This is a genomic window from Intrasporangium sp., from assembly GCF_035688975.1.
Classification (GTDB): domain Bacteria; phylum Actinomycetota; class Actinomycetes; order Actinomycetales; family Dermatophilaceae; genus CALMNV01.
The window spans coordinates 1-19,915 of record NZ_DASSMH010000004.1; the positions used below are offsets into that span (position 1 = coordinate 1).

At 72.1% G+C, this 19,915-nt stretch carries 15 protein-coding genes; 9 read left to right on the forward strand and 6 right to left on the reverse strand.

Translation table 11 applies throughout. The annotated features are described in order from the left end of the window. Positions 1-366: 366 nt before the first annotated feature. A complete protein-coding gene (locus tag VFJ94_RS00215; RefSeq protein WP_325002151.1) occupies positions 367-1,005 on the reverse strand; it encodes a DUF6318 family protein in 639 nt (212 codons plus the stop codon). Positions 1,006-1,239: 234 nt separating this feature from the next. Here VFJ94_RS00215 and VFJ94_RS00220 point away from each other — a divergent pair, with 234 nt between their 5' ends. Further along, positions 1,240-1,815, forward strand: a complete 576-nt coding sequence (locus tag VFJ94_RS00220) for a DoxX family protein (protein WP_325002152.1) — start codon at positions 1,240-1,242, stop codon at positions 1,813-1,815. Between the two features lie 130 nt (positions 1,816-1,945). On the opposite strand, the gene VFJ94_RS00225 is transcribed toward VFJ94_RS00220, so the two are convergent. Next, entirely contained in the window at positions 1,946-2,704 is a 759-nt protein-coding gene (locus VFJ94_RS00225) for a FadR/GntR family transcriptional regulator (protein WP_325002153.1), read from the reverse strand. After that, positions 2,697-4,136, reverse strand: a complete 1,440-nt coding sequence (locus tag VFJ94_RS00230) for an amidase (RefSeq protein WP_325002154.1) — start codon at positions 4,134-4,136, stop codon at positions 2,697-2,699. The genes VFJ94_RS00225 and VFJ94_RS00230 overlap by 8 nt, the downstream gene beginning before the upstream one ends. Positions 4,137-4,371: 235 nt before the next feature. On the opposite strand from VFJ94_RS00230, the gene VFJ94_RS00235 reads away from it, so the two are divergent. The 8 genes from VFJ94_RS00235 (at position 4,372) to VFJ94_RS00270 (ending at position 15,383) form a co-directional block, all read left to right on the forward strand. Next, positions 4,372-5,880: an ABC transporter substrate-binding protein gene (locus VFJ94_RS00235; protein ID WP_325002155.1), complete on the forward strand. Its 1,509-nt coding sequence runs from the start codon at positions 4,372-4,374 to the stop codon at positions 5,878-5,880. A gap of 23 nt (positions 5,881-5,903) precedes the next feature. Then, positions 5,904-6,854 carry an ABC transporter permease gene (locus tag VFJ94_RS00240; protein ID WP_325002156.1) on the forward strand — a complete coding sequence of 317 codons (951 nt, stop codon included), beginning with the start codon at positions 5,904-5,906 and terminating at the stop codon, positions 6,852-6,854. Further along, the gene (locus VFJ94_RS00245; protein WP_325002157.1) at positions 6,851-7,735 is read left to right on the forward strand and encodes an ABC transporter permease; all 885 of its coding nucleotides are present in this window, start codon (positions 6,851-6,853) and stop codon (positions 7,733-7,735) included. The genes VFJ94_RS00240 and VFJ94_RS00245 overlap by 4 nt, the downstream gene beginning before the upstream one ends. Further along, the gene (locus VFJ94_RS00250) at positions 7,732-8,703 is read left to right on the forward strand and encodes an ABC transporter ATP-binding protein (protein ID WP_325002158.1); all 972 of its coding nucleotides are present in this window, start codon (positions 7,732-7,734) and stop codon (positions 8,701-8,703) included. The genes VFJ94_RS00245 and VFJ94_RS00250 overlap by 4 nt, the downstream gene beginning before the upstream one ends. After that, positions 8,700-9,548, forward strand: a complete 849-nt coding sequence (locus VFJ94_RS00255) for an ATP-binding cassette domain-containing protein (RefSeq protein WP_325002159.1) — start codon at positions 8,700-8,702, stop codon at positions 9,546-9,548. Before VFJ94_RS00250 ends, VFJ94_RS00255 begins: the two co-directional genes overlap by 4 nt. Further along, complete coding sequence (locus VFJ94_RS00260; RefSeq protein WP_325002160.1) at positions 9,545-11,026, forward strand: aldehyde dehydrogenase family protein; 1,482 nt, start codon at positions 9,545-9,547, stop codon at positions 11,024-11,026. Before VFJ94_RS00255 ends, VFJ94_RS00260 begins: the two co-directional genes overlap by 4 nt. A 3-nt stretch (positions 11,027-11,029) precedes the next feature. Then, on the forward strand, positions 11,030-11,812 hold the full coding sequence (locus VFJ94_RS00265; RefSeq protein ID WP_325002161.1) for an SDR family NAD(P)-dependent oxidoreductase: 783 nt from the start codon (positions 11,030-11,032) through the stop codon (positions 11,810-11,812). A gap of 199 nt (positions 11,813-12,011) precedes the next feature. Then, entirely contained in the window at positions 12,012-15,383 is a 3,372-nt protein-coding gene (locus VFJ94_RS00270) for a TM0106 family RecB-like putative nuclease (RefSeq protein WP_325002162.1), read from the forward strand. A gap of 18 nt (positions 15,384-15,401) precedes the next feature. Here VFJ94_RS00270 and VFJ94_RS00275 read toward each other — a convergent pair whose 3' ends face one another. The 3 genes from VFJ94_RS00275 to VFJ94_RS00285 all read right to left on the reverse strand — a co-directional run bounded on the left by VFJ94_RS00275 (position 15,402) and on the right by VFJ94_RS00285 (position 19,619). Further along, positions 15,402-16,076: a response regulator gene (locus VFJ94_RS00275; RefSeq protein WP_325002163.1), complete on the reverse strand. Its 675-nt coding sequence runs from the start codon at positions 16,074-16,076 to the stop codon at positions 15,402-15,404. Then, a complete protein-coding gene (locus tag VFJ94_RS00280; protein ID WP_325002164.1) occupies positions 16,073-17,449 on the reverse strand; it encodes a sensor histidine kinase in 1,377 nt (458 codons plus the stop codon). The genes VFJ94_RS00275 and VFJ94_RS00280 overlap by 4 nt, the downstream gene beginning before the upstream one ends. Positions 17,450-17,630: 181 nt before the next feature. Further along, on the reverse strand, positions 17,631-19,619 hold the full coding sequence (locus VFJ94_RS00285) for an APC family permease (RefSeq protein ID WP_325002165.1): 1,989 nt from the start codon (positions 19,617-19,619) through the stop codon (positions 17,631-17,633). Between the last annotated feature and the right edge of the window lie 296 nt (positions 19,620-19,915).

Genomic DNA, 19,915 nt, shown 5'->3' on the forward strand with positions numbered 1-19,915 from the left:
TGCGCCAGATCCGGAGCAGGGGGCCCAGTTGGCCGGGAGGGCAACTGCGCAGCGCGCGCATGCAGGACACGTCCTGCATCGAGCCACCTGGCCGCGCCTGGGAGCAGTCGTTAAGTGACATGTACTGGTACACCGGTGCGCTTCCCGCCCGAGCGGGGACCACAGTGGCCCCGGTATCATCCGGAAATCGTGGGAGAGCAGCGACCTGCGATCGCGACATAAGCCCGGCGATCGCGGCGACCTGATCGGCATGGCAAACATCAAGCTGCGCACATCCCTCACCCAGCGCGGCGCCGTCCGGTACCTGGTGCATCAAACTAGCCAGGAGCACGAGAGCACCCGCTGCGAATAGGCGTTGCATCGTTTTCATCGCGTGTTCTGCAGACGGTCAATGAACCAACGGTTCTTATAGGACAGGGTGGCGACGAACGCCAATTTGGCGTGACGCGTAGTGTCGACCTTGGCCCCCGCTGCGTTCAGCACCGGTACGGCTTGCTGTTCGAAGTCAATGAACACCTGGCGTTTGGAAGGGGAGAACTCCATCGCCGTCGCGTAGTGCACGTTGACCAGATCTGCGCCATAGTGCTGACCAGCTGCTCGCAGATCACGTGCCCCCTGTGCAAAGGCGGAGCACATCGAGCATGAGCTCTTGGACAGCCCGTCCAGCGGCGCAGGGTCAGCTGCCCTAAAGGCGGCGCTGACCTGGTGCATGTAGAACTCGGCGTAGGCGGCGGCGCCTTCCATGGTTTCGGGCCGCGCCGCTGGCGGGATGCGGGCGAGGACCGGGTCCACGGTGGCCGTGCTCGGAGGCGTCGCGGACGCGGTCGGCCGACTCGTGGAGGGCGTGGGGCTGGTCCTCGACGAGGTCGCGGTTGACGTGGCGGTGGTCGTCCCCGTCGCGCCGGGGCGCGGCCCTTCGGCGGTGGCCTGGCCCGAGCAGGCGGCCAGCGTGAGCACGGCGGCCAGCCCGGCGGCATACGTGCCGGCAAGTCCACGAACAGTCATCGGCGCCCCTGTCTGTCCCATCCTCGGGCCAGGGGACTTTGCAGCCCCAGGCCTTGCCGGACACGGTCTCACGATCCTCCCGCAGCCGCAGCGGATGTGCCGGGGTTGTCCACAGGCACCCCCGGCGCCAGCCGATGACGTAGATCACACCGCCGCCACCCAAGGCGGCTACTACACTATGTAGTACCGACAGGGAGTGCCTGCCGGAACCCAGGTTCTGGAAGGACGAGAATCATGGCCACCATCCACCCCGAGAATGTCTCGCTCGGTCACATCAAGCACGTGACGGCCGGCATCGTGACCTTCGAGGAGGAGGTCGTCCGCTCGTCCGTGGCGCGGCGCTTCCTCGCTGGCCTGCGCATCATCATGGGGTTCACCTTCCTGTGGCCCTTCTTCGACAAGCTGTTCGGGTTGGGCTACCGGACGGCCGCCGACAAGGGTTGGCTCGACGGCGGCACCCCCGCGCAGGGCTTCATGAAGGGCGCCGAGGGGCCGTTCGGCAGCTTCTTCAACAACATCGCCGGCCCGTGGGCCGACTGGCTCTTCATGGCCGGCCTCCTCGGCATCGGCGTGGCGCTGCTTGCCGGCGCCGGCCTCAAGCTGGCAGCCATCACCGGCACGCTGCTCCTCTTCCTCATGTACCTCGTCGAGTTCCCCCTCGGCAGGACCGGGGAGTTCACCAACCCGCTGTTCGACTCCCACTGGATCGAGGCCCTCGCGATCATCGTGCTCGCGGCGACCTACGCCGGGGACACGTGGGGAGTGGGGAAGTGGTGGGGCCGGCACGTCGGCAACGGCATCCTCCGGTGACCTCACCAGAGTTGCATGACCTCCAAGGCGGCCTGCGGGCCGCCTTGCTGGCATCCGCCAGCATTCGCTGGCATCTTGGACCGCCCGAGACCATCCCGTATGCCGTGCCGCTGGGGCGCGAGCCGGGCGATCAGTCCTCGAGGAGGGCCTTGAGCGCGGCCCGGTCGGTGGCGGGGACGTAGCCGGCGTAGTAGTCGTAGAGGCTGCGCCGCGACGCTTCCGCTGCGGCTCGGCCGTCCCGGGCGCGAATTGCGGTCAGCACCCCCTCGTGATGGCGAAGCGAGGTGCGCATGAGGGCGCGGGCGTTGCGCGCGTGGGCGATCCTGTCGGAGATGAGCGACAGGACGGTGTCGCGCACCACGAGGTTGCAGACCTGGATGAGGGTGTTGCGACTCGCCTGCGCGACCGCGTCGTGGAAGGCGAGGTCGGCCTCGCCGAACGCCGCGTAGCCGTCGTCGACCGCTGCCCGCATCGCGTCGATGGCGGCCTCCATGGTCCCCAGCTCCTCCTCGGTGCGCAGGCGGGCGGCGAGCCGGTTCGCGGACGAGTCGAGGATCATCCGCGAGGCGATCAGCTCGGCCAGCCCCAGGCCGTCGGCCTGTGCCAGCCGGCGCAACTGCTTCGTCAGCCCCCGCGACGTGAAGGGCAGCACCTCGGGCCCGTTGGGGTCCCCGGGGCGCGACCGCACGAGGCCGTTGCTCTCGAGGACACGCAGCGCCTCTCGGACCGTCGACCGGCTCGTGCCGAACTGGGACACGAGCTCACGCTCGCTCGGGAGGCGCTCGCCGGGCCGCAGCTCGCCACGGACGATGGCGTCCTCGACCTGCTCGACGATCCGCTCGTAGAGCCGGACCGGGCGGACGTGCTCGAAGGCCACGGCCCTATCCACGGCCGGCTCGTTCCTCGACCTGGTGCGGTTGCACGATCGGCCACACGGGTGCCAGGGCCGGCTCGCGGTGCTCCTCGAACCACTGGGTTGCCCGCAGGACCCCGACGTCGTTGAACCGCCGGCCGGAGATCTGCACGCCGATGGTCCGGCCGTCGGGCGTGAAGCCGCAGTTGGTCGTGGCTGCCGGCTGACCGGACATGTTGTACGGCGCCGTGAAGCCGATGTGCGCCATGCCGAGGTCACGGTCGCCGAAGGGCATCGGCCACTCGGCGGGGAAGGCCGCCATCGGCGCCACGGGGGACAGGACGAGGTCGTAGGGCTCGGTGGCCGCCACCGTCGCCTGCTGCAGGCTGAGGATCCGCGAGTAGCAGCGCATGACCTCCGGCCCAGACACGTGCTGCCCGGCCTGGCACCACCGCGCGACGAAGGGCAGCACCCGTTGACGCGCGTCCGGCGCGAGCGCCTCGTAGTCGACCCAGGACCGCACCCGCCAGAAGAGGTCGAGGCTCGTGAGCATGTCCTCGTCGATGAAGGGCGCCACCGGCTCGACGCGCGCACCGCCGGCAGCGAAGACCTCGGCCGCCCGCTCGACCGCAGCGCGCACCTCGGGGTCGAGGGTCAGGCCGCACCCTGCGTCGAGCTGGAGCCCGACCCGCAGCCCGCTGACGTGGCAGTCCTGCAGCGCGAAGTCGATGGTCTCCGGCGGCAGGCTCGTCCAGTCGCGCACGTCGGGGCGGCTGATGACTGCCAGGAGCAGCGCTGCATCGCGGGCGCTGCGGGCCATCGGGCCCGCGGCTCGGCCCAGGTAGGGCGCGTCGAGGGGCACGCGACCGGCCGAGGGCTTGAGCGTCGTGAGGCCGAGCCACGTGCCGGGCAGCCGGATGGAGCCGCCGATGTCCGTGCCCACGTGCAGGGGCCCGTAGCCCGCGGCCGCGGCGGCGCCGGCGCCGGAGCTCGACCCTCCCGTCGTCAGGGCGGGGTCCCAGGGGCTGCGGGTGATGCCGTGCAGGCTCGACACGCCTGACGAGAGCATGCCCCAGTCGGGCATGACGGTGGACCCGAGGATGAGGCCGCCCGCCTCGGTGATGCGCTCGACCACCGGCGAGTCCCGTTGCGGCACTGTGGGGCTCACTCCGGCGCACCCGGACTGCATCGGCACCCCCGCCCGGGCGAGGTTCTCCTTGACCGTGACCGGCACGCCGTCGATCGGTCCGAGCGGCCGGCCTGCGCGCCAGCGGGCCTCGCTCGCCCGGGCCGCGTCCATGGCGGCGTCGAGGTCCGTGGCCCAGAGCGCGTTGAGCACCGGCTCGCGTGCCTCGATGACCGCCGTCACCGCCGCGGTCACCTCGACCGGCGACAGCTCGCCGCGCTCGTATGCCGCGACGAGCTCGGTCGCGCCGAGGCGGGCCAGGCCGCGCGATGTCCCGGGCATCGAGGTCCTCCTTGAGAGACGAGTTGCGAGCAGGCTCTTGACATCCCGCGTGAGAGTCGAAACGGTAACGCTCATCGCAGCAAAGGTCACTGGTCAGACCAGCTCGAGTTTCGGGCTAGGTTCCACCCCGGCAAGGACACCCCGACCTCGGCGGCACGGCGCGCACGACGCAGCTGGCCACCGCGGTCCTGCACCACCTGGAGGCACAGTGAAAACCACCCGTCTGGTCGGAGTGATGGCTGCTGCGATGGCCGCCACGCTCGTCGCCGCCTGCTCTGCGGGGTCCACGACGACGGGGAAGTCCGGGGGGGCCAGCGGTGGCGCGTCGGGCGGCGGCTCGAGCGACGCGCTCGCCATCGGCCTCGTCGCCGAGCCGGCCAGCCTCGACTTCACGACGACCGACGGGGCCGCGATCCCGCAGGCGCTCCTCTACAACGTCTACGAGACGCTCGTGAAGCTGGACCAGAACGGCGACATCAAGCCGGCCCTCGCCACCTCGTGGACCGTGTCGCCGGACCGCAAGACCTACACCTTCAAGCTCGTGGGCAACGCGAAGTTCACGGACGGGCACGCCTTCACCGCCAAGGACGCCGCCTTCTCCATCAACCGGGTCAAGAAGGACTGGACGATCTCCCTCAAGGCGGCGATGGACGTCGTCACCGACGCGAAGGCCGTGTCCGACACCGAGCTGCAGGTCACCCTGGCCAAGCCGAGCAACGGCTGGCTCTACCGCATGACGAGCCGTGTCGGCGCCATGATGACCGAGGGCGGAGTCAGCTCTCTCGCTACGAAGCCCGTCGGGACCGGTCCCTACACCCTCGGCACGTGGAACCGCGGCGACTCGATCACGCTCAACGCCAACACTGGCTACTGGGGCACGAGGCCGCACTTCAACAAGGTCACGCTCAAGTACTTCAAGGACGCCACCGCGCTCAACAACGCGCTGCTCACCGGCACGATCGACGTCATCGGCACGGTCCAGGCGCCCGAGTCGCTGGCCCAGTTCCAGGGCAACGACAAGTACCAGATCATCGAGGGCACCACGAACGGCGAGGTCCTCCTGTCGTTCAACAACTCACGGCCGCCGCTCGACGACCTCAAGGTCCGCAAGGCGATCCGCTACGGCATCGACCACAAGGCGCTGCTCGACACGTGCTGGGCCGGCAAGGGCACCCTCATCGGCAGCATGGTCCCGCCCACCGACCCGTGGTACGAGGACCTCACGGGCCTCTACCCGCACGACCCCGCAAAGGCCAAGCAGCTGCTGCAGGAGTCCGGCACGGCCAGCACCCCTCTGCGGCTTCGGATCCCGACCCTGCCGTATGCCGTGTCCTGCGGCCAGGTGGTCAAGAGCCAGCTGGAGCAGGTGGGCTTCAAGGTCACCCTCGACCAGCTCGAGTTCCCGGCGGCGTGGCTGACCACGGTCTTCAAGAACGCCGACTACGACCTGTCGATCGTCGCGCACGTCGAGCCGCGCGACCTCGGCGCCGTCTTCGGCAACCCGAAGTACTACACCCGCTACGACAACGCGCAGCTCCAGGCCGACCTCGCGGCCGCCGACGCAGGCACGCCTGAGGAGCAGGTGACGCTCATGAAGAAGGCCGCCAGGGAGCTGTCCGAGGACGCCGCCGGAGACTGGCTCTTCCTGATCCCCAACCTCATCGTCGCGGACAAGGGCATCACGGGGCTGCCCAAGAACGCGATCGCCGAGTCCTTCGACCTCGGCGAGCTCGGCCGGTCCTGACCGGCTCGCCGACGGCGCACCGCATGCTCCTGCGCATCACCCAGCGGACCCTGATCCTGGCGGCGAGCCTCGTCGCCAGCTCGGTCCTCGTGTTCGCCTTCATGGCAGTCCTGCCGGGTGACCCGGCGCGGGTGGCCTTGGGGGTGAACGCGTCCGACGAGGCCGTCGCCGCGATGCGCCGGGACTTCGGTCTCGACCGCCCGCTGGCGGTCCAGTACCTCTCGTGGCTCGGCGGGCTCGTCCGGTTCGACCTCGGCCAGTCCTATGTCTCGCACGCGGACATCGGCCCTCAGATCGCCGACCGGCTGCAGGTCACTCTGTGGCTCGTCGTCACGTCGATGGTGCTCGCGCTCGCGGTGGCGCTGCCGCTCGGCACCATCATGGCCGTGCGGCACCGCCACGTCAGCGGGCTGATCCTGTCGGCCCTGTCGCAGGTCGGGGTGGCCGTGCCGGCCTTCCTCGCCGGCATCCTGCTCATCACGGTGTTCGCGGTCCAGCTGCGCTGGCTGCCCGCGAACGGGTGGACGCCACCCGCGCAGGACCCCGCCATGTTTCTCAAGCAGCTCGCCCTGCCCGCGCTGTCGCTCGGCACCGTCCAGGCGGCCGTGCTCACGCGCTACGTGCGCAGCGCGATCCTCGACGTGCTCCGCGAGGACTACATCCGCACGGCCCGCGCGAAGGGCCTCTCGCAGCTGGCTGCCCTGCGCCGGCACGGCGCGCGCAACGCGGCCATCCCCGTCGTCACCGTGCTCGGCCTGCAGCTCGCCACCCTGCTCATCGGCGCCGTCGTCGTCGAGCGCGTCTTCGTGATCCCGGGCCTCGGCAGCCTGCTCCTCGACGCCGTCTCGAACCGGGACCTCATCCTCGTCCAGGACGTCGTCATGGTCCTCGTCCTCGCGGTCCTGGTCGTCAACTTCGTCGTCGACCTGCTCTACCTCGTCATCGACCCGAGACTTCAGGCACGTGCCCGATGACCGGCTCCCCGGCCGACCTGCCCGGCGGCATACCGGCCGTCTCCCCGGCACCCGGGCGGCGCCGGCGCTCCCGCAGCGGCAGCCTTCTCGTGGGCGCCGTCCTCGTCGTGCTCGTCGTCGCCATGGCGCTCGTGTCGTTCGTGTGGACGCCCTACGACCCGACCTTCGTCGACGCGACGAGTCGGCTCCAGATGCCGTCGGGCGCGCACCTGCTCGGGACGGACAAGTTCGGCCGCGACGTCTTCAGCCAGGTCCTGGTCGGCGCGCGGACCACCCTCTTCGTCGGCTTCGTCGCGGTCGGTGTGGCCGGGCTCGTGGGCGTGCCGCTCGGCATCGTGGCCGCGATGGCGCCCCGGTGGCTCGGCGAGCTGCTGCTGCGCGGGCTCGACCTGCTCCTCGCGTTTCCCGCGCTCCTGCTCGCGATCATGTTCAGCGCCGTCTACGGCGGCAGCACCCTCGTGGCGATGATCGCCATCGGCATCGCCTCGGTGCCGAGCTTCGTCCGGCTCGTGCGCAGCGGGGCGCTGCAGGTGCTGAGCACCGAGTACGTCCTCGCCGCACGGGCGGCCGGGCGCGGGCCCTTTGCCATCGGCCGGCGCCACGTGCTGCCCAACGTGGGCAGCCTCGTCATCGTGCAGGCCTCCGTGTCCTTCGCCATCGCGGTGCTCGCCGAGGCCGCGCTGTCCTTCCTCGGCTACGGCACGCCGCCGCCCACGCCGTCGTGGGGGCGGATGCTCCAGGAGAGCCAGGAGCTGCTCTTCAGCGCCCCTCGGCTCGCCGTCTTCCCCGGCGTCGCCATCGCCGTGGCCGTGCTCGGCTTCAACCTGCTCGGTGACGGGCTGCGTGACACCGTCGACCCTCGCCTCGAGGACCGCCGGTGAGCAGCAGCCGCGTCCTCGACGTCGCGGGCCTCGGCGTCTCCGTCGGACCGCTCACGCTCCTCACGGATGTCACGTTCGGTGTGGGCCGCGGAGAGCGGGTCGGGCTCATCGGCGAGTCCGGGTCCGGCAAGTCGCTGACCGGGCTCTCGGTCCTCGGCCTGCTTCCCGAGGACCTCCACGCCCGGGGGTCGATCCGTCTGGCCGGCGTGGACCACGACATCGTCGGCGCGAACGAGCGCGCGATGTCGCGGGTGCGGGGGCGTGACGTCGCGATGGTCTTCCAGGAGCCCATGACGGCCCTCAACCCGACGATGCGGGTGGGCGAGCAGGTCGCCGAGACCATCGTGCTCCACCGACGGTGCGGCCGGGGCGAGGCCCGACAGGCGGCCGTGGCACTGCTCGACGCGGTCGGGCTGCCCTCGCCGGCGGACACGGCGCGCGCCTTCCCGCACCAGCTCTCGGGCGGGCAGCGCCAACGCGTCGTCCTCGCGATCGCGCTCGCCAACGACCCCGAGCTGCTCGTCTGCGACGAGCCCACGACGGCGCTCGACGTCACCGTGCAGGCGCTCGTGCTCGACCTCATCGTGCGCGGCGTGAGCGCGCGCGACGCCGCGCTCCTCTTCATCACCCACGACCTCGCCGTCGTCGCGACGGTGTGCGAACGGGTCCTCGTGATGTACGGCGGCCGGATCGTCGAGGCAGGCCCGGTGGAGGAGGTCTTCCGGCGCCCCCGGCACCGTTACACCCAAGGCCTGCTCGAGGCCTCCGACCTGGAGGAGCTGGCCGCACCGGGGCGGCTGCGGACCATCCCGGGCTCGGTGCCGGCGGCCGGCCGCTTCCCCGACGGGTGCGTCTTTCGGACCCGCTGCGCCCACGCGACGACGGTGTGCCGCGAGGCGCCGCCGTGGACGGGCGAGACGCCCGAGCGTGGCTACGCATGCCACCACCCGGCCGGGGTGAAGGTGTGACTGCGGTGCTGCGCGTGCGCGACCTGCGTCGCGACTACCGCCGGCCACGCACCTCGCTGACGCGTCCCGGCCCGGTGGTGCACGCCCTGCGCGGCGTCAGCTTCGACGTCGAGCAGGGTGAGCGCTTCGGCGTCGTGGGGGAGTCCGGCTGCGGGAAGTCGACGCTGGTGCGGCTCCTCGCCGGCCTCGACCGCCCCACGAGTGGCTCGATCCTCGTCGAGGGGCGAGACATCGCCGGCCTCCCGGAGCGCCGCCTCGGCTTCCTGCGCAAGCGGCTCCAGCTGGTCTTCCAAGACCCGATGGGATCACTCGACCCACGCATGCGCGTGCGGGACATCGTCGCCGAACCCCTTGTCGCCCAACGAATCCCGGCCCGAGCCGGCCGAGTCGCCGAGCTCCTCGACGCCGTGGGCCTCCCGCCGGAGGCCGCCGGGCGCTACCCGCACCAGTTCTCCGGGGGGCAGCGGCAGCGCATCTCGATCGCCCGCGCCCTCGCCCCCCGGCCCGACATCCTCCTGGCCGACGAGCCCGTCAGCGCCCTCGACGTGTCGGTGCGGGCACAGGTCCTCAATCTCATCACGGACCTCGTCGCCGACCTCGGCCTGACCCTGGTCTTCATCTCCCACGACCTGTCCGTGGTGCGTCACGTGTGCGACCGGGTCGCCGTCATGCGCGACGGGGAGATCGTCGAGACCGGGCCGACCGAGCAGGTCTACAGCCACCCCACCCACCCCTACACGCAGCAGCTGCTGCGCGCGGTGCCGACCATGCGGCGTGCGCTCGCGGGAGCCGGCACCGCCGACCTCGTCGGCAGGGACGCCGCGGCCGGAAGGACACAGCCATGACCGAGACGAGCGTCGAGCCGCTCTACGCGCCGGCCCATCCGGACGGCCTGCCCGTCGGCGACGGGTGGGTGCCCGTCGCCACGACCGCGCCCGTCCGCTTCCCGTATGCCGGGTCGCTCGTCGCGCACGCCCCGCTCGGTGACGTCCCGCTCGCCCACACCGCGGTGGAGGAGGCGCTCGCGGTGCGCGACGAGGTCGGCCGGCTGCCGTCGCACGTGCGCCGAGCAGCGCTGCTCGGCGCTCAGGCCGCACTCGCGGCAGAGCGCGACGGCCTGGAGCAGCTGCTCGTCCTCGAGACGGGCAAGCCGCTCGTCGACTGCCGCGTCGAGGTCGACCGCACCCTGCTGACCCTCACCACGGCGGCGGAGGAGGTGGCCCGGCTGCACGGGGAGACCGTGCCGCTCGACCTGCTGCCCAGCGGGGAGGGCCTCCTCGGCTTCTGGACCCGCAGACCCATCGGGGTCGTCGTCGGGATCGCGGGCTTCAACTACCCGCTCCTGCTCGCGGCGCACAAGCTCGCGCCCGCCCTCGCCGCCGGGTGCCCCGTCATCATCAAGCCCGCCCCGCAGACGCCGCTCGCGACGCTGTGGCTGGTCTCGGTGGTGCGAGAGGCCCTCGCCCGGGCCGGCGCCCCGCGCGCGGCGGTGCAGCTGCTCACCGGCGGCGTCGACGTGGGCGTGGCCCTGACGACCGACCGGCGGATCGGCGCGGTGACCTTCACCGGATCGGCCGCAGTCGGGCACCGGATCGCCCGGGACGCCGCGCCGACCAAGGTGCTCCTCGAGCTCGGCTCCAACGCCGCCCTCGTCGTGGCGGGCGACGCCGACCTCGACGCGGCCGCCGACGCGGTGGTCCGGGGGGGCTACTACGCCTCCGGCCAGGCCTGCATCAGCGTCCAGCGAGTCCTCGTCGTCGAGACCGTCCGCGAGGCGTTCCTCCAGAGGCTCGCCGACCGGATGGGGCAGGTGGTCGTGGGCGACCCCCGCGACGAGGCGACCCGCGTGTCGGCACTCATCGACGAGCGCTCGACCCACCGGGTCACCGCGTGGGTCGAGGCCGCCGTCGACGGGGGCGCCCGGCTCGTCCATGGCGGCCGGGTCGAAGGCGGCGTGCTCGCCCCGACGGTGGTCCTCGACGTCCCGGCCGGCAGCGACGTGTGGGACGAGGAGGTCTTCGGCCCGGTCGTCGCGGTGCGGTCGGTCGCGTCGGTCGACGAGGCGATCGAGCAGGTCAACGCGTCCCGCTACGGGCTGCACGCGAGCGTCTTCACCGCCTCCCTGGAGACGGCCTTCGACGCCGTCGACCGCATCGAGGCGGGCGGGGTGGTCGTCAACGAGGTGCCGGGCTTCCGCTCCGACGTCATGCCCTACGGCGGCGTCAAGGACTCGGGGATCGGGCGCGAGGGCCCGCGCTTCGCCATCGAGGAGCTCACCGTGACGCGGATGGCGGTCATCCGCCCCCGCACGAGGAGGGCCTGACCCGTGGCCAGCCCGGTCCGCGACTACGCCAGCCTCTTCCGGCTCGACGGCCGGCGCGCGGTCGTCGTCGGCGCAGGCAGCGGCATCGGACGCGAGAGCGCCCTCGCCCTCGCCGCCCACGGAGCCGACGTCGTCTGCGCCGACCGCGACCTCGCCGCCGCGGAGCACACCGTGGCCCTCGGAGGCGGCACGACGGCATACGGCCTCGACGTCCTCGACCAGGCGGCGGTGGCCAGGGCGGCCGAGGAGCTCGGGGCGGTGGACGTCCTCGTCTTCACCGCGGCCACCAACGTGCGCAAGCGGGTCCTCGACTACACGCCCGAGGAGTTCGACCGAGTCGTCTCGCTCAACCTCCGGGCCTCGTTCCACCTCGTGCGCGCCTTCGGGCGCGGCATGGCCGAGCGCGGCCGCGGCAGCATCATCGGCTTCAGCTCGATCCGCGCGGTCACCGTCGAGCCGGGGCAGGGCGTGTATGCCGCGACCAAGGCGGGGCTCGTGCAGCTGCTGCGGGCGGTCGCGGTCGAGCTGGGCCCGTCCGGGGTGCGGGCCAACGCCATCGCGCCCGGGGTCGTCGACACGCCGCTCACCGCGCAGATCCGCGCCGTCCCGGAGTGGTCCGACGCCTACGCGAGCAAGAGCGCCCTGGGCCGCTGGTCGCACGCCGACGAGCTCGCCGGGGCGGTCGTCTACCTCGCGTCCGACGCGTCGTCGTTCGTCACCGGCAGCCAGCTCTTCGTCGACGGCGGGTGGACGGCCGTGGACGGCCGGTTCACCCCCCCGGCCTGAACCGCCGGGCCGCCCGTCCTCGTCGAGTGGCCACTTTCGCTCGGGTCGGGGCGCGGCCTCGGGCCCCGTCCTCGTCGAGTGGCCACTTTCGCTCGGGCGTCGGGGTGGGGCTTGTACGGAACTGGCCACTCGAGGTGGGGGGTGAGCCGCGGCGGACGACGGGACGGCACTGTCGGTGCCCGGCGGCATACTCCTTGGCATGCAGCGCATCGACGGCCACCTCGTGCTCAGTCCGACCGACCTGACCAAGCACGTCGCCTGCCCGCACATCACCACGCTCGACCTGCAAGCGCTCGACACGGGAGCAGCGCCGGCGGGCGCGGCCGACGACGCGCTCAACCTCGTCTTCGCCAAGGGACTGGAGCACGAGCGGGACTATCTCCGGTCGCTGCTCGAGCAGGGGCTCGTCGTCGAGGACATCGCCGCGCTGGGCCTCGACCGGCGCGCGGCCGAGGCCGCGACCCTCGACGCGATGCGCCGCGGCGTCGACGTCGTCTACCAGGCGACGTTCTTCGACGGCGCATGGGTTGGCTTCGCTGACTTCCTGCTGCGGCGGGAGCGCCCGAGCGACCTCGGCGGCTGGAGCTACGACATCGCCGACACCAAGCTCGCCCGTCGGCTCAAGGTGCCTGCCCTGCTGCAGATGGCGACGTATGCCGCGCGCCTCGAGGCGCTGCAGGGCGTCGCCCCCGCCCACCTCGTCGTCGTCACCGGCGACAAGGAACAGCACCCCTGGCGGCTCGTCGACGTCGCGCCGTACGCCCGGCGCCGGCGCGCGGAGCTGCTCGACGCGATCGAGGACCCACGGCCGACCGAGGCGGTGCGGGTGCAGCACTGCGCCCAGTGCCGGTGGAAGGAGCGGTGCGCCGCCGAGTGGTCCGAGCGCGACGACCTCTTCCAGGTCGCCGGCATGCGGGCCGACCACCGCGCCGCCCTTCGCGGCGCAGGAATCCCGACGCTGCAGGCGCTCGCCCAGGCGAGCGAGGAGGCGCTCGTCGGCGTGCTCGGCACGGCGGCGCGGCGCCGGCTGCACCAGCAGGCCCGGCTGCAGCTGCGGGAGCGGGAGACCGGGCGGTCGCACTACGAGCTGCTGCCGCCCGAGCCCGGCCGCGGGCTGCAGCTGCTGCCAGAGCCCGACCCGGGCGACGTCTACCTCGACTTCGAGGGCGACCCATGGGCCGAGGGCGGGGCGGGCCGGGAGTACCTCGCGGGCATCTGGACCCGGCAGGGGGAGTTCGTCGAGTTCTGGGCCCATTCCTTCGAGGAGGAGGCTCGGCTGACGGCCGACCTCCTCGACTGGCTCATCGAGCGGTGGGACAAGTTCCCCGACATGCACGTCTACCACTACGCCCCCTACGAGACGACGGCCCTCAAGCGGCTCACCGGGCAGCACGCCAAGCGGGAGCACGAGCTCGACCAGCTCCTGCGTGGCGAGCGGTTCGTCGACCTCTACGCCGTAGTGCGCCACGGGGTGCGCGTCAGCAAGGGCTCCTACTCCATCAAGAAGCTTGAGGACTTCTACTGGGGCCGCACCCGGCCGGCCGGTGACGCCGACGTCTCCGACGGGCTTTCGTCCGTCGTTGAGTACGAGCGCTGGCTCGCGCTGCGCGAGGAGGGCCAGCTCGACCAGTCGATCCTCGACGCGATCCGGTCCTACAACATCGACGACGTCAAGTCGACGCTCGCCCTTCACGAGTGGCTGGAGGCGCGGCGGGACGAGCTGGGCGCGGACGGGCACCTGCTCACCCGTGCGACGGGCAAGCCGGCAGAGGAGATTGGCGAGGACGAGAGTGCCGAGATCGACCTCGCAGAGCGCCTTCTCGAGGCCGCCACTCCGCAGGCCCGGCTGCTCGCCGGCTGTGTCGGATGGCACCGGCGTGAGGATCGCCCGGAGTGGTGGGACTACTTCCACTACGGCGAGCTCGACGACGACGAGCTGGTCGAGAGCGCTGGCGCCATCGGCAGCCTGGGCGCTCCCGAGCAGATCGGGCAGGTCAAGCAGTCGATCATCTGGCGCTACCCGTTTCCGGCGCAGGAGTGTCAGCTCAAGCCGGGCATCCGGGTCGAGGACGTCGACACCCACAAGGGTGTCGGTGAGGTCATCGCCCTCGACGCGGTGGCGGGGTGGGTGGACGTCAAGATGGGCAAGCGGGTCGCGCCCCCAGCACCACGAGGCCTCAAGGGTCCGGGACCGATCAACACCAAGGTCATGCGGGACAGCATCGCCCGCACCGGGGAGCTGCTCCTCGCCGGCGGCTCCAACCTGGGCACCCGGCTCGTCGCGCGCGCCGTCCCCACGGCAGAGCAGCTCGCTCCGCGCGATGGCGAGACCCCCGCAGACGTGGTCGTCCGGGTCGGGGCGACGCTGCGCGGAGAGGTTCTCGCCGTGCAGGGCCCGCCTGGCGCCGGCAAGACCTTCGCCGGCGCGTCCCTGATCCGAGCGCTGCTCGATGAAGGGCTCACGGTCGGTGTCACGGCCCTGTCCCACGCCGTCATCGCCAACCTCCTCGCCGAAGTCGGCCGACCTGCGCTCCATCGGGGGACTCCGGTGGCCGAGCCGACGGCCGAGCAGGCGGTCCCGACCAGCGCTGGTGGGCCCCCGGCTGCTGTTCCGGCCGCGCTGGTGCGCCCCGTGGCTAGGAACGAGGAGATCGTGGAGGCGCTGACCAGCGGGGCTGCCAACCTCGTCGGTGGCACGGCGTGGTTGTGGTCGCGTGAGGAGCTCGCCGACGCCGTCGACGTCCTCATCGTCGACGAGGCCGGGCAGTTCTCGCTGGCCAACGCGGTGGCCGTGTCGCAGGCCGCGACGTCGCTGGTGCTGCTGGGCGACCCCCAACAGCTGCAGCAGCCGACCAAGGCGGTGCACCCGCACGGCGCGGGAGTGTCGGCGCTGGAGCACCTCATCGGCGAGCACGATGTCATCCCGGCCGACCGGGGGGTGTTCCTCGACCACACCTACCGCATGCACCCCTCCCTCACCCGGTTCGTGTCCGAGCTGGCCTACGAGGGCCGACTCCGCTCGGCCGACGCCAGCGACACGCAGGACCTGTCACGCGTCGTGGTGCGGGCGCCCGGACGCCTGACGGGCACCGGCCAGCGCTGGGTGCCGGTCATCCACCGGTTGCCGGTCGAGCAGGCCAGTGAGGAGGAGGCGGACGTGGTGCGGGGGCTCGTCGACGACCTGCTCGCGGGGGAGTGGACGGATGCCTCAGGGGCGACGCGGGGCCTGGCGACCACCGACATCCTCGTCGTTGCGCCGTACAACGCGCACGTCGCCGCCCTGACCAGGGCGCTGCCCGACGGCGTGCGGGTGGGGACGGTCGACAAGTTCCAGGGGCAGCAGGCCGCCGTCGTCGTCTACTCCCTCGGCAGCACCAGCGCCGACGCCGCGCCCCGAGGCGTGGGCTTCCTCTACGACATCCACCGGCTCAACGTCGCGGTGTCGCGGGCCAAGGCGCTCGTCGCGGTCGTGGGCAGCCCGCTGCTGCTCGACGCCGAGGTGCACACCCCGGAGGACCTGCGCGCCGTCAACGCGCTGTGCCGCTACGTCGAGGAGGCGAGGACCGCGTGATGTCCGACGCGCTGCCCGTCAGGGCTCGAAGCGATACCCGACGCCCGGCTCGGTGATCAGGTGGCGTGGGTGCGCCGGGTCGGCCTCGAGCTTGCGCCGCAGCTGGGCGAGGTAGACGCGCAGGTAGTTGGTGTCGCTCTCGCGACCCGGGCCCCACACCTCGCGCAACAGCTGGCTGCCGGGGACGAGCCGGCTTGGGTTGCGGGCGAGGATCTCGACCAGGTGCCACTCGGTCGGGGTGAGCCGGACGTCGGTGCCCTCGCGGGTCGCGCGCTTGGCCCCGAGGTCCAGCGTGAAGCTGGCCGTAGTGACCACGGGCGTGCTGGCGCCGGGCTGCGACCGGCGCAGCGCGGCTCGCACGCGGGCAAGCAGCTCGTCCATGCCGAACGGCTTGGTGAGGTAGTCGTCGGCCCCGGCGTCGAGGGCGTCGACCTTGTCGCCTTGGCCCTCCCGGGCCGAGAGCACGATGATGGGCACGGTCGTCCAGCCACGCAGGCCGGCGATGACCTCGATGCCGTCCAGGTCGGGCAGACCTAGGTCGAGGATGACCAGGTCGGGGGGCGCGGCGGCGGCCATGCGCAGGGCACTGGCGCCGTTCGCGGCCCCGGCCACCTCGTAGCGCCGGGCGCGCAGGTTGATGCTGAGCGCTCTGAGCAGCTGCGGCTCGTCCTCGACGATGAGCAGGCGGGTCACGGGGACACCGGCAGCGACACGGTCATGGTGAAGCCACCGCCGGGCGTCGCGGAGGGGATGAGCGAACCACCCATGGCCTCGGTGAAGCCACGGGCGATGGCCAGGCCCAGCCCGACCCCGGTGCTCGCGTCCCGGTCGCCGAGGCGCTGGAAGGGGGCGAAGATGGCGTCCCACTGGGCCGGCGGGATCCCGGGGCCGTGGTCGGCGACGCAAAGCCCGACGACGCTCGCGTGCGCCGGACCGGCGGGGCCGCCGGTCATGGTCCGGGCCCGCACCTCCACGGGTCTGTCGTCCGGGCCGTGGCGCAGTGCATTGTCGACGAGGTTGGCGACCACCCGCTCGAGCAGCCCTGCGTCGGCCCGGACGAGCGGCAGATCCTCGGGGACGTCTACCGTCACCCAGCGGTCGTCGTGCAGCAGCGCCCGGGCGACCACCTCGTCGAGCGCGACCGGCTCCACGTGCACCGACAGGGCTCCCGCCTGGAGCCGGCTCATGGACAGCAGGTTCTCGATCAGCGCGGTAAGGCGGTCGGTCGACTCTTCGACGGTCTGCAGCAGCTCGTCGCGATCCTGCTCGGTCCACGGGATGTCCCGCTGGCGCAGGCTCGAGACGGCGGCCTTGATGCCGGCCAACGGGGTGCGCAGGTCGTGCCCGACGGCGGACAGCAGTCCCGTGCGCACCCGATCGGTCTCGGCGAGCTGCTCGGCGTGGGCCGCCCGTCTGGCCAGCTCCTGCTCCTCCCACGCCCGAGCGGCCAGCTCGGCGAGGACGCCGAAGAGGTGCCGGTCCTCGGCGATGACCTGCGGGCCGTAGGCCGCGAGCTGCACGTCGATGGCCGTGGTCGCCTGCAGGCTCGGCGGCCCAGCGGTGTCCGGGCCCACGCTGGCGAGAACGCGCGGAGGGGATGACGGATCGAGCAGCTGGACCGTGGTCATGCCGAACAGGGTGCGCACGCGTTCGAGCACCGCAGTCAGGGGCACCGCGCCGATCTGGGCGGAGCCAAGCTCGGAGATCAGGGCCGACTCGTAGCGGTTGCGCGCGGCCGCCTCCCGGTGGCGTGCTCCCAGCTCGACCGCCACGCTCACGACGGCACCGACCACGCCGAAGACCACGAGGTCCACCGCCGCATCGCGGCTCGCCACCGTGAGCGTGTAGTAGGGCGGGGTGAGGAACCAGTTCACCAGCAGGAACGAGGCCACAGCCGCCAGCAGCGCCGGCACGAGGCCGCCGATCACGGCCACCGCCACGACGGCGAGCAGGTAGATGAGCAGGACGCTGCCGTCGGCCAGCGCACCGCGCAGCGGCACCAAGACCAGGGTGAGGAGCGGCAGGCCGAGCACTGTCGCCAACAGGCCCGCGACGCGGCGTCGCACGCGCAGCCCCGCGGGCGGCCCTGCGGTGCGGCGTGGCGCGGGCGGCCCCGCGGGCGGCCCCGCGGGCGGCCCTGCGGGCGGCCCCGCGAGCGGCCCCGGGGGTGGTCCTGCGGGCGGCCCCGCGGGCAGCTCCCGCCTCAGCACCAGCCGTCGCAGCGGCCGGGCTCGCTCGTGCACGCCCTCAGCGTCCCACACGGGCTGCGGACCGGTCGCCCTCGGTGGCCCTCTCCAGCGCGCGCGTGCGGGCCTCCGCCGCCTCGGCCGAGCCGAGCTGGAAGGGCACGTTGACGACCATCACGCCGGGCACGAACAGGAGCCGAGCCTTGAGGCGCAGCGCGCTGTGGTTGTGCAGCAGGTTCTCCCACCAGTGCCCGACGACATACTCGGGGATGTACACCGCCACCACGTCCCGGGGGCTCTGCAACCGGATGGTGCCGATGTAGTCGAGCACCGGGCGGGTGAGGTCGCGGTAGGCGGAGTTGAGGATCGTCAGCGGCATCGGGATGTCCCGCTCGACCCAGGCACGGGTCAGCTCGTCCGTCTCGTGCTGGTTCGTGGACACGGTCACGCCGACCACTGTGCTCGGACGCGCGGCGCGGGCGAACGCGATGGCCCGCAACGCAGGTGTCTGCAGCTTCGAGACCAGGACGATGGCGTGGACCCGGCTGGGCAGCACGACCCCGCCTGGCCCGGGCTGCAGCTCGTCGTTCACCGCGTCGTAGTGCCGACGGACCCCCGTCATGAGGACGAAGACGAGGGGCATGGTGACGACAACGATCCAGGCGCCATGGGTGAACTTCGTGACGAGCACGATGACGAGGACGAGTCCGGTGGTGACGGCGCCGAGCCCGTTCACGGACAGGGCCCGCCACATCCGTCCGCGCTCCCTGGCGGTGATCGGCCCACGCAGCAGGTCCCACCAGTGCTTGACCATCCCGGCCTGGCTGAGGGTGAACGAGACGAACACCCCGATGATGTAGAGCTGGATGAGCCGGGTGGTGCTCGCGTGGAAGGTCCAGATCAGGCCGCCTGCGAGGAGGGCGAGGATGACGATGCCGTTGGAGAACACCAGCCGGTCGCCACGGCGGGCGAACTGGCGAGGCAGGTAGCCGTCCTCGCCGAGGATCGAGGCGAGGACCGGGAAGCCGTTGAAGGCGGTGTTCGCCGCCAGCACGAGGATGGCCGCCGTGAACGCCTGGACGGCAAAGAAGCCGACCGTGTTGTTGCCGAACACGGCACTGGAGATCTGCGCGATGACGGTCCGTTGGCGGTAGCCGGCCGGGGCGCCGACGAGGTGGGCCGGGTCGGCTGCGACATGCACCTGGGCGACCATGGCGAGGGCCGTGATCCCGGCGAACATCCCGATCGTCAGGCCGCCCATGATCGTCAATGTCGCCGCGGCATTGCGGCTCTGGGGCGGCTTGAAGTTGGGCACGCCGTTGCTCACCGCCTCGACGCCGGTCAGCGCCGTGCACCCCGAGGCGAACGCCCGCAGCACGAGGGCGACGAGCAAGAGCCCGGACGGGGTCTGGTCCACCCGCAGCCCTAGGTCGGCGGACTCCGCGACGGGCGCGTGACCGCCGACGACCTGCGCCAGGCCCACGGCGAGCATGCCGAAGACCAGCACCACGAACCCGTAGGTGGGCACGGCGAAGACGCTGCCGGACTCCTTGACGCCGCGCAGGTTAATCAGCGCCAGCAGCGCGACGAGGCCCGCCGACAGTCCCACCGCGTGCGGCTCGAGGGCGGGCACGGCCGAGACGATGTTGGCCACCCCCGCGGCGACCGACACGGCCACCGTCAGCACGTAGTCGACGAGCAGGGCGCTGGCGGCCACGAGCGCCGCCTTGCGGCCGAGGTTGGCGCGGCTCACCGCGTAGGCGCCGCCGCCGTTGGGATACGCGTGACAGGTCTGGCGGTAGGACAGGACGACGATGACGAGCAGCACGACGACCGCACCAGCCACCCAGGGCGCCAGGTAGAGCAGGGAAAGTCCGCCCAGGCTGAGCATGAGCAGGATCTCCTCGGTGGCGTACGCGTTCGAGGACAGCGGGTCGCTGCAGAAGACGGGCAGGGCGAGCCTCTTCGGCAGGAGTGTCTCGCCCATCCTGGAGCTGTGCAGGGGAGTGCCGACGAGGAGCCGCTTGGGGAGGGAGGTGCGCAGGCTCACCCGACCAGCGCAGCACCGCGCCGGGCTGCCCTACGGCGATCTTGACGCCTCCTTAGCGCGGCGCCCCCCGATCTTGACGCCCTCTTGACGCCGGCCGGTCGGACTCGTCCTCGACCCGTATGCCGCCCATCATCCCTCGTGCGCCCGGGGTCAGGCGCCGTGTGCCGCCACGTGCCAGAGCCGGCCGGTGCCGCGGATGTGCGGCATGGCGTCGCGGATGCTGCGCTCCGCGAGGTCGGGGGCGACGCCGAGGTCGACGGCATACCGGAGGGCGACGGCCGGGGTGCGCTGGGTGC

Coding starts and splice junctions, on each gene's coding strand:
- VFJ94_RS00270 (WP_325002162.1), top strand. CDS start 12,012: ATGCAGCGCATCGACGGCCACCTCGTGCTCAGTCCGACCGACCTGACC.
- VFJ94_RS00235 (WP_325002155.1), top strand. CDS start 4,372: ATGGCTGCTGCGATGGCCGCCACGCTCGTCGCCGCCTGCTCTGCGGGG.
- VFJ94_RS00220 (WP_325002152.1), top strand. CDS start 1,240: ATGGCCACCATCCACCCCGAGAATGTCTCGCTCGGTCACATCAAGCAC.
- VFJ94_RS00215 (WP_325002151.1), bottom strand. CDS start 1,005: ATGACTGTTCGTGGACTTGCCGGCACGTATGCCGCCGGGCTGGCCGCC.
- VFJ94_RS00240 (WP_325002156.1), top strand. CDS start 5,904: ATGCTCCTGCGCATCACCCAGCGGACCCTGATCCTGGCGGCGAGCCTC.
- VFJ94_RS00245 (WP_325002157.1), top strand. CDS start 6,851: ATGACCGGCTCCCCGGCCGACCTGCCCGGCGGCATACCGGCCGTCTCC.
- VFJ94_RS00260 (WP_325002160.1), top strand. CDS start 9,545: ATGACCGAGACGAGCGTCGAGCCGCTCTACGCGCCGGCCCATCCGGAC.
- VFJ94_RS00230 (WP_325002154.1), bottom strand. CDS start 4,136: ATGCCCGGGACATCGCGCGGCCTGGCCCGCCTCGGCGCGACCGAGCTC.